The 7,788-nt window shown below is 70.4% G+C and carries 8 protein-coding genes and 1 tRNA gene; 6 read left to right on the forward strand and 3 right to left on the reverse strand.

From position 1 onward, the window contains the following. Positions 1-7: 7 nt before the first annotated feature. A complete protein-coding gene (locus QMK24_RS33820; protein ID WP_283470697.1) occupies positions 8-274 on the reverse strand; it encodes a hypothetical protein in 267 nt (88 codons plus the stop codon). Between the two features lie 330 nt (positions 275-604). Between QMK24_RS33820 and QMK24_RS33825 the strand changes: the two genes are divergently transcribed. From QMK24_RS33825 to QMK24_RS33835, 3 genes are all read left to right on the forward strand, one after another. Continuing rightward, positions 605-1,378 (forward strand): GntR family transcriptional regulator, encoded by a 774-nt coding sequence (locus QMK24_RS33825; RefSeq protein ID WP_283470698.1) that lies wholly within the window; start codon positions 605-607, stop codon positions 1,376-1,378. Further along, positions 1,375-1,938 (forward strand): GNAT family N-acetyltransferase, encoded by a 564-nt coding sequence (locus tag QMK24_RS33830; RefSeq protein ID WP_283470699.1) that lies wholly within the window; start codon positions 1,375-1,377, stop codon positions 1,936-1,938. Before QMK24_RS33825 ends, QMK24_RS33830 begins: the two co-directional genes overlap by 4 nt. A 686-nt stretch (positions 1,939-2,624) precedes the next feature. Next, positions 2,625-2,696 (forward strand) — tRNA-Val (locus QMK24_RS33835). 325 nt (positions 2,697-3,021) lie between these two features. Here QMK24_RS33835 and QMK24_RS33845 read toward each other — a convergent pair. After that, the gene (locus QMK24_RS33845) at positions 3,022-3,225 is read right to left on the reverse strand and encodes a hypothetical protein (protein ID WP_283470700.1); all 204 of its coding nucleotides are present in this window, start codon (positions 3,223-3,225) and stop codon (positions 3,022-3,024) included. A 318-nt stretch (positions 3,226-3,543) separates the two neighbouring features. Then, the gene (locus tag QMK24_RS33850; protein ID WP_138352665.1) at positions 3,544-3,774 is read right to left on the reverse strand and encodes a DUF8836 family protein; all 231 of its coding nucleotides are present in this window, start codon (positions 3,772-3,774) and stop codon (positions 3,544-3,546) included. A gap of 201 nt (positions 3,775-3,975) precedes the next feature. Here QMK24_RS33850 and QMK24_RS33855 point away from each other — a divergent pair, with 201 nt between their 5' ends. The 3 genes from QMK24_RS33855 to QMK24_RS33865 all read left to right on the forward strand — a co-directional run bounded on the left by QMK24_RS33855 (position 3,976) and on the right by QMK24_RS33865 (position 7,655). Further along, positions 3,976-5,136: a serine/threonine-protein kinase gene (locus tag QMK24_RS33855; protein ID WP_283470701.1), complete on the forward strand. Its 1,161-nt coding sequence runs from the start codon at positions 3,976-3,978 to the stop codon at positions 5,134-5,136. A gap of 162 nt (positions 5,137-5,298) precedes the next feature. After that, positions 5,299-6,501 carry an acyl-CoA dehydrogenase family protein gene (locus QMK24_RS33860; RefSeq protein WP_283470702.1) on the forward strand — a complete coding sequence of 401 codons (1,203 nt, stop codon included), beginning with the start codon at positions 5,299-5,301 and terminating at the stop codon, positions 6,499-6,501. Next, positions 6,498-7,655, forward strand: coding sequence for an acyl-CoA dehydrogenase family protein (locus QMK24_RS33865; RefSeq protein ID WP_283470703.1), 1,158 nt, complete (start codon positions 6,498-6,500; stop codon positions 7,653-7,655). Before QMK24_RS33860 ends, QMK24_RS33865 begins: the two co-directional genes overlap by 4 nt. Positions 7,656-7,788 lie beyond the last annotated feature (133 nt).

Consider the following 7,788-nt stretch of genomic DNA (forward strand, 5'->3'; position numbering starts at 1 on the left):
GGGGCGCTCACGCGGCCACCGCCAGCGCCTTCTCAGCAGTGGTTATAACGGCGGCGATCTGTGCCCGTAAGGAACCGAGAGCGCGGGTGTACATCTCCTGCGCCTGGGCGCTCATGCCACCACTCACGGACAGGTGGAGAGGGGTGGACTCGATGAGGCCACTACCGCAGCAGTCCGGGCAGAGGATCGAGAGTCCGGTGCTGTCGAAGCCGGTCCCCGCGCAGTCCTCGCACGCGCACCACGGACGGGACGTCAGGTCTTGCAGGCACTCCACCGGCTCGACGCAACGGGTATCCCAGCAGCACGGGCACCCACGACGACCCGAACGAACCAGCACGATCCGATCCGGACGAACCGCGACTTCACCATCGACGACATGCGAAGCAAGAAACGTTGCAGGCATGATGGAAACGCCCCTTCGAGGGTCTGGGGAGCGGCTGACTGCTTGGCGGTAGGTGGCCGCTCCCTGGTTGCAAACGGATCTAGATGACCCGCTTGCGCAACTTGTTGGTACAAGCTTGATGTTGCACTGTCGCGCGCGTCACGTCAAGAGATTCGCGGCCACATGTTCCAACAAGTTGACTGTGTGCGTCATGATGGGTTCATGGACAAGCAGCCGAAGTACCGACAAGTGGCCGACGCCTTGCGTCGAGAGATCGACAGCGGCGTCTACGAGTCCGGCACACGGCTGCCCTCAGAGAGCGATCTGTCAGCGCGCTTTGCCGCCTCTAGGAATACCGTCCGGTCAGGACTGAGCCTGCTTGTCGGCGAGGGTCTGATCTCGTCCAGCCAGGGACTTGGGTACGAGGTGCGGAGGCACGAGGTATTCGAATTGAACGCGTCGCGATTCGAAGATCTCAGCTTTCCTCAGAGCGGCGACGCGTACTCCACGGACGTAACGAACGCAGGCCGGCGCCCGCATCAGACCTTCCGGGTCGAGATGACGACTACGCCCGAGTACATCGCGAATCGGTTGAAGGTCGCCGCTGGTTCGCGAGCGGTACTGCGCTTCTGTCATCGATTCGTCGATGATGTGCCCTGGTCAACCCAGGCGACGCACTACCCCGAGTGGCTTGTCGAGAAGGGGCCCAGGCTGACCGAGCCCGGCGACATCGCCGAGGGAACGACGCGCTACCTCGCGGGCCTCGGCATTGAGCAGATCGGATACGCCGACGAGATCGCAGCTCGGATGCCAACGCCCGAAGAGGCACGGCTTCTCGAGATGGGTCCAGGCGTACCGGTGCTGATCTGGACGCGCACGGGCTACTCCCAGGAAGCTCCCGTCCGATGCACGATCACCACGTTCCGGGGCGACTTGAACCGGATGAACTACGAGATCGGCGACCTGTCCGCCCGAAGCGAGAATGAAGCCCAGTGAGAATCACGGCTGCCTTGCCGGAAGACCTCCCCCAGCTCCTGACGTTCCGCGAGGAGGCCGCATCTTGGCTCAGCAGGCTGGGAAGTGATCAGTGGAGCCGCCCCTATCCCGCAGATCGACTGCTGACCACTATCGAGGCTGGGACCGTGTTCATGGTCCGCGATGGCGCAACGACCGCAGCGACGATCACCCTGACCCCAGACGCCGAAGAAGGACTGTGGTCCGCAGACGAGCTACTCGAACCCTCGATGTTCGTCAACAAGCTCACTGTGTCCCGCATGTACGCCGGTAGGGACATCGGTGCCAAGCTCCTCGACTGGGCCGGGGACCGGACCTATCACGCATCAGCCAAATGGCTCCGCCTTGACGCGTGGACGACCAACGATGCCCTACAGCGCTACTACCTTCGGCAAGGATTCGAGCACGTCCGGACCGTCAGCGAGGGCAGCGCCGTGAACGGCGGACCACGGGTTTCCGGCTGGCTTGCTCAACGTCCAGCCCGGCCAGCGGATCACGGCTTCGTGGACGAGACCACCGGCCCAGCGACGAGCGAAACGTAGGCGTGTTACAGATATCTCTACCTCATCAAGGCGACTCGCTGCGCTCGCCGCTGGCCCGTAGCTCCCGGGCCTCTCAGGGTCTGTAAAGCAGTCTTCTCTCAGGGATCGAAAGGGCCGCGCACAGCGCGGCGGCGCCGGCCGTCGCCCGGCGCGGCCTCGCCTCCATGTCTGCGCCACCGGCGGACCGCGCCGGTCGCCGTCCGCGCCCACAAGTGGGGGGAGCACAGGTCCGGGGGCTGGGGCGGGGCGGTTGCACGTGGTGCCGACCGGGCGGGCACAGACAGCCTCCGGCGGGGGCGCTCCGACTCTGGGATGGTGGCAACCCGGACGGCGACCTCAGGCCGTATCTGGCCGAGGTAGGGAGGCTGCCATCCCGTCCACCGTCGTCCCAGGCAGAGCCGAGCAGCCGCGGCCCAGGGCGTCAAGGTCGTTCGTACAGTGGCGCGCTCCACCTTGACGCCCTGAACCACGCCCGCTCCACAGAGTGTGGGACGACGGCGGACGGGATGGCAGCAGGGAGGAGTGTGGTTCCTGCGGAGCTGTTCGCGCAGCCGGGGGGAGCCAGCGAGGGAGCCAAACAAGGAGCCACCCGGGGCGAACGGCCACGGTCGGCAGCGGACAGATACGGACGCCGGATGCGGATTGGCCCAGGTGGCAGGGTCCCTGCTAATGTTCCATCTGTGCCCGCGCGATTAGCTCAGCGGGAGAGCGCTTCCCTGACACGGAAGAGGTCACTGGTTCAATCCCAGTATCGCGTACACGATGACTGAGGGCCGGAGCAATCGCTCCGGCCCTCAGTCGTTTCAGGACGAGAAGAGCATGCGGCCGAAGCTGCGGTGCTTCTGGTGGTGGCCGTGGCGGCCGCCGTGCTGCGGGGCGCCCCAGACGGGACCGGGCCTGCTGGGGGTACGCCTGCGGAGCCGGGTACGCCGAGGCGGACCGCTCGCGGGTCGTGACGTGCGCAATGCCCGGGTACCACCGCTGGCACCCGGGCATTGCGGCCGTCCGTCGCACCCCCGTCCCCACGGGGTTTCGTACCGGTGACGCGGCCCGGACCGCTCTTCCGGGCCTGGGGCGATGTGCTCAGTGCCCCATCAGGCCGGCTACGGACGACGCTTGTGTGGCCACCGCGTCGAATCCTCCGAAGAGCATGGCGAGGAGCACCGCGAGTGGCAGCACCATGGCCGCTGCGACCAGCGGATGGCGCGTGCCGGACGGGCGGGTACCGAAGGCGGCGATCCTGCTGCCGCGCATGGGGCGCACCGTACGACTCACTGTGTTCGCCATGGCCCTCTCCTGAGGTGTCGGTCGTTCACGCTGGTGGCACGTCTGGTTGTCGGTCTGGCAATTGGTCGGTCTGGCAAGCGGCGGGCGTTGACCTCGGGGGACGAGTGCTGCGCCCGCCGCTTGACTTCAACATTAGGCGCGCGGAAGTGCCTGGTCGTCATGCCGTCGTACCGCTTTCCGGGCCTCCGGGAGGATGACGCGGGCCCCCGTCGGGTACTCCCCTGGGTGGAGGAGGCGCCCCTCATACCAGGGTGATCCCTGAGGGACTACCCCCAGAGACGGTGTCCCGGACGGCATCCCGCCGGACCCCGGGATGCGCTATGCCTCGGTGTCGTCCCTCGGGATGGGCTGCTCCACCAGGGCGAGCACCCTGGTGGACATGAAACGGGCGGTGCGCACGACGGTGCCGTTGCGGGTGACTTCACTCACTTCCACCACGCCGCGGCGCACTGCCGTCTCGACGCGGCGGCCGGCCCTGGTGGCCACTACTTCATAGGTACGGGTCGTGTCCCCGGCATCCACGACTATCTCCACGCGATCACCTTTCACGGCGTCATTCCCCCTTGGCAGACGGACCGTTGATGATGCGGGAACGGCGCTTCCGCCCCTTCGGAGCGGGCCGTCCCCACCTCTTAAGGATCCCACCCGGCACTGACAATCCCCCGTCCTGCGCATGCGCGGCCTATCGGCGCACCGGGAGTTCAGTCCGTAAGCTGTGGACGTCCAACTGGCCAGGCAGCGGGGAAGAACATGGCGATGATGCGGCTCCGGCGCGAGGATCCGCGTGTCGTCGGCTCGTTCCGGCTGCACCGGAGACTGGGCGCCGGCGGAATGGGCGTGGTCTACCTGGGCGCGGACAAGCGCGGCCAGCGGGTGGCGCTGAAGGTGATCAGGCCGGAGCTGGCCGAGGACCAGGAATTCCGCTCGCGGTTCGCGCGCGAGGTCTCGGCCGCGCGCCGGATTCGCGGCGGCTGCACGGCACGGCTGGTGGCGGCCGATCTGGACGCGGACCGGCCGTGGTTCGCCACCCAGTACGTGCCCGGCCCCTCGCTGCACGACAAGGTCGCCGAGGAGGGGACGCTGCAGGCGTCCGAGGTCGCGGCGATCGGCGCGGCGCTCGCCGACGGCCTGGTGGCGGTGCACGAGGCCGGTGTGGTCCACCGCGACCTGAAGCCGTCGAACATCCTGCTGTCGCCGAAGGGCCCGCGGATCATCGACTTCGGTATCGCGTGGTCGACGGGGGCGAGCACCCTGACCCATGTGGGGACCGCCGTCGGCTCCCCCGGCTTCCTCGCCCCCGAGCAGGTGCGCGGCGCGGCCGTCACCCCAGCGACCGATGTGTTCGCCTTCGGGGCGACCCTCGCCTACGCGGCCACGGCGGACTCCCCGTTCGGACAGGGCAGTTCCGAGGTGATGCTGTACCGGGTGGTGCACGAGGAGCCGGATCTGAGCGGCGTGCCGGACGCGCTCGCGCCGCTGGTCTACGCGTGTCTCGCGAAGGACCCCGGGGACCGGCCGAGCACCGTACAACTGTCCGAGCGGCTGGCCGAGATCGCGGCGCGTGAGGCGCGCGGCCTCGGCGCGCCACGGCGCGAGGGGATGCCGAAGACGGCGGCCCCGCGCCCGGACCGGCCCACGGGGCGGCGGGCCGAGGAGTACGCCCAGCAGCACACCGAGCGGCGTACGGCGGGCGGCACCGCGTCCACCGCGCGGGCGACGGGCCGCACCCCCGTCCCGCGGCCGCCGGCGCAGCGCACCCCCGCGCCCAGGACCCCGGCCCGCACGCATGTGCCGCGCAGGACCGCGGGGCCGGACCGCCGGCTGCTGCGCCAGCGGCTCATCGTCTTCGTGATCGTGACGCTGCTGGCCGCTGTCTGCATCGCGGTCGCGCAGGGTTCCTGGCCGCACTGACGCCCGCATCCGGTCCGTCCGCCCGCTTCGCCCGCCCACTTCGCCCGCCCGCCCGATCCCTCGTACTGCCCCGGGGGTCTGGCGTCGGTACCCTCTTGTCGGCTACATTACCAAGCGCTTGCTTAGTCGATGGATGATGCATGAGCGGGAAGGGCGCGGCGTATGACGACCGAACCGGCGGACACCCCCGACGAGGAGGGCCTGCGCCACCGCGTGCGGGCGCTGCTCTCCGCGCACGACCCCGCCTCCACCGGCCGGCTGGACTTCCTGCGGGCCCGGTTCGACGCGGGGCTGGCCTGGGTGCACTATCCCCGGGGCCTGGGCGGCCTCAGCGCTCCCCGGTCCCTGCAGGGCATCGTGGAAGCGGAACTCGCGGCGGCCGGAGCCCCTGACAACGAACCGCGCCGGATCGGCATCGGCCTCGGCATGGCCGCCCCGACCGTCCTGAGCTTCGGCACCGAGGAGCAGAACGCCCGCTTCCTGCGTCCGCTGTGGACCGGCGAGGAGGTCTGGTGCCAGCTCTTCAGCGAGCCGGGCGCCGGCTCCGACCTGGCCTCGATCGGCACCCGCGCGGTACGTGACGGCGACGACTGGGTGGTGACCGGCCAGAAGGTCTGGACGTCCAACGCCCACAACGCCCGCTGGGCCATCCTCATCGCCCGTACCGACCCCGGCCTGCCCAAGCACCGCGGCATCACGTACTTCGTCTGCGATATGACCGACCCGGGCGTCGAGGTCCGCCCGCTGCGGCAGATCACCGGCGAGGCCGAGTTCAACGAGGTCTTCCTGACCGGCGTACGGATCCCGGACGCCCACCGGCTCGGGGCCGTCGGGGACGGCTGGCGGGTCGCCCAGACCACGCTCATGAACGAGCGGGTGGCGATCGGCGGCGCCTCCATCCCGCGCGAGGGCGGCATGATCGGAACCGTCGCCGCCACCTGGCGCGAGCGGCCCGAACTGCGCACCGCGGACCTCCACGACCGGCTGCTGCGGCTCTGGGTCGACTCCGAGGTCTCGCGGCTCACCGCAGAGCGGGTCCGCCAGCAGCTCGCCGCCGGGACGCCGGGCCCCGAGGGCTCCGGGCTCAAGCTCGCCTTCGCCCGCCTCAACCAGCAGATCAGCGGCCTGGAGGTCGAACTCCTCGGCGAGGACGGACTGCGCTACGGCGACTGGACGATGACCCGCCCCGAGACCGTCGACTTCTTCGGACGCGACGCGGGCTACCGCTATCTGCGCGCCAAGGGCAACTCGATCGAGGGCGGCACCTCCGAGATCCTGCGCAACATCGTCTCCGAGCGGGTCCTCGGTCTGCCCTCCGAGCCCCGCACCGACAAGGACGCCGCCTGGAAGGACCTGCCCCGATGACGCAGCCGCCGCTTCAGCCTCAGGCTCAGCCCGGAACCCCCGATCTGCTGTACTCCGACGTCGAGGACGACCTGCGGTCCGCCGTACGCGGGCTGCTGGCGGACCACTGCCCGCCGACCGCGGTACTGGCGCGGATCGAGAGCGACACCCCGTACGACCTGGACCTCTGGCGCACGCTGGCCGCGGAGGTGGGCCTCGCGGGACTGCTCGTACCGGAGGAACTCGGCGGCCACGGCGGCTCCGCGCGCGAGGCCGCGGTCGTGCTGGAGGAACTCGGCGCCACGGTGGCCCCGGTGCCGTTCCTCGGCAGCGCGGTGCTCGCCACCTCGGCGCTGCTGGCCGTCCCCGGAACGGCGGGCCCGCTGCTGAAGCGGCTCGCCTCCGGCGAGGCGACCGCGGCACTGGCCGTACCGCTGCCGACCGCGCCGGGCGCGGACTTCCCGCACGGCGTACGGGCCGATGCGGACGGCGTGCTCAGCGGACGGGTCACCAGCGTCGCCGACGCCTCGGCCGCCGACGTGCTCGTCGTACCGGCCGCCGGCCCCGGGGGGCCGGGTCTCTACGAGATCGCGGCCGACGCGCCCGGCGTACGGATCACCGTGCCGGTGGCGCTCGATCTGACCCGGCCGATCGCCGACGTCACCTTCGACGCGGCCGCCGCCCGGCTCCTCGCCGGTCCTGACACCGCCACCGCCGCGCTGCACCGGGCCCTGCTCACCGGTGCGGGCCTGCTCGCCTCAGAACAGTTGGGCATCGCCCAGTGGTGCCTCGACGAGACCGTGCGCTACCTCAACGAACGGCATCAGTTCGGCCGTCCCGTCGGGTCCTTCCAGTCGCTGAAGCACCGGCTCGCCGACATCTGGCTCGAGGTCGTCTCGGCCCGCGCCGCCGCACGCAACGCCGCCGACGCGCTGGCCTCCGGCAGTCCCGACGCGGCCGTCGCGGTGGCGGTCGCCCAGGCGCACTGCGCGACGACCGCCGTTCACGCGGCCGAGGAGTGCATCCAGTTGCACGGCGGCATCGGCATGACCTGGGAGCACCCCGCCCACCTGTACCTCAAGCGCGCCAAAGCCGACGAGATCGCCCTCGGCACGCCGGGCCACCACCGGGCGGCTCTCGCCGAGTTGGTCGACCTTCCGGCGGTGTCCGGCTGACGCGGGTACGCAGCGTCGTGGCGGGGATCCGGGCGGCTCGCGCCGAGCTGGTCAACCTTCGGGCGGTGTCCGGCTGACGTGCGTGCGCAGCGTCGTGGCGGGGGTCGGAGGCGCGCCGGGGCACCACCTCGGC

Origin of the sequence: Streptomyces sp. PH10-H1, assembly GCF_030063355.1 — a bacterium.
Lineage (GTDB): Bacteria > Actinomycetota > Actinomycetes > Streptomycetales > Streptomycetaceae > Actinacidiphila.

Coding starts and splice junctions, on each gene's coding strand:
- QMK24_RS33825 (WP_283470698.1), top strand. CDS start 605: ATGGACAAGCAGCCGAAGTACCGACAAGTGGCCGACGCCTTGCGTCGA.
- QMK24_RS33845 (WP_283470700.1), bottom strand. CDS start 3,225: ATGGCGAACACAGTGAGTCGTACGGTGCGCCCCATGCGCGGCAGCAGG.
- QMK24_RS33855 (WP_283470701.1), top strand. CDS start 3,976: ATGGCGATGATGCGGCTCCGGCGCGAGGATCCGCGTGTCGTCGGCTCG.
- QMK24_RS33860 (WP_283470702.1), top strand. CDS start 5,299: ATGACGACCGAACCGGCGGACACCCCCGACGAGGAGGGCCTGCGCCAC.
- QMK24_RS33865 (WP_283470703.1), top strand. CDS start 6,498: ATGACGCAGCCGCCGCTTCAGCCTCAGGCTCAGCCCGGAACCCCCGAT.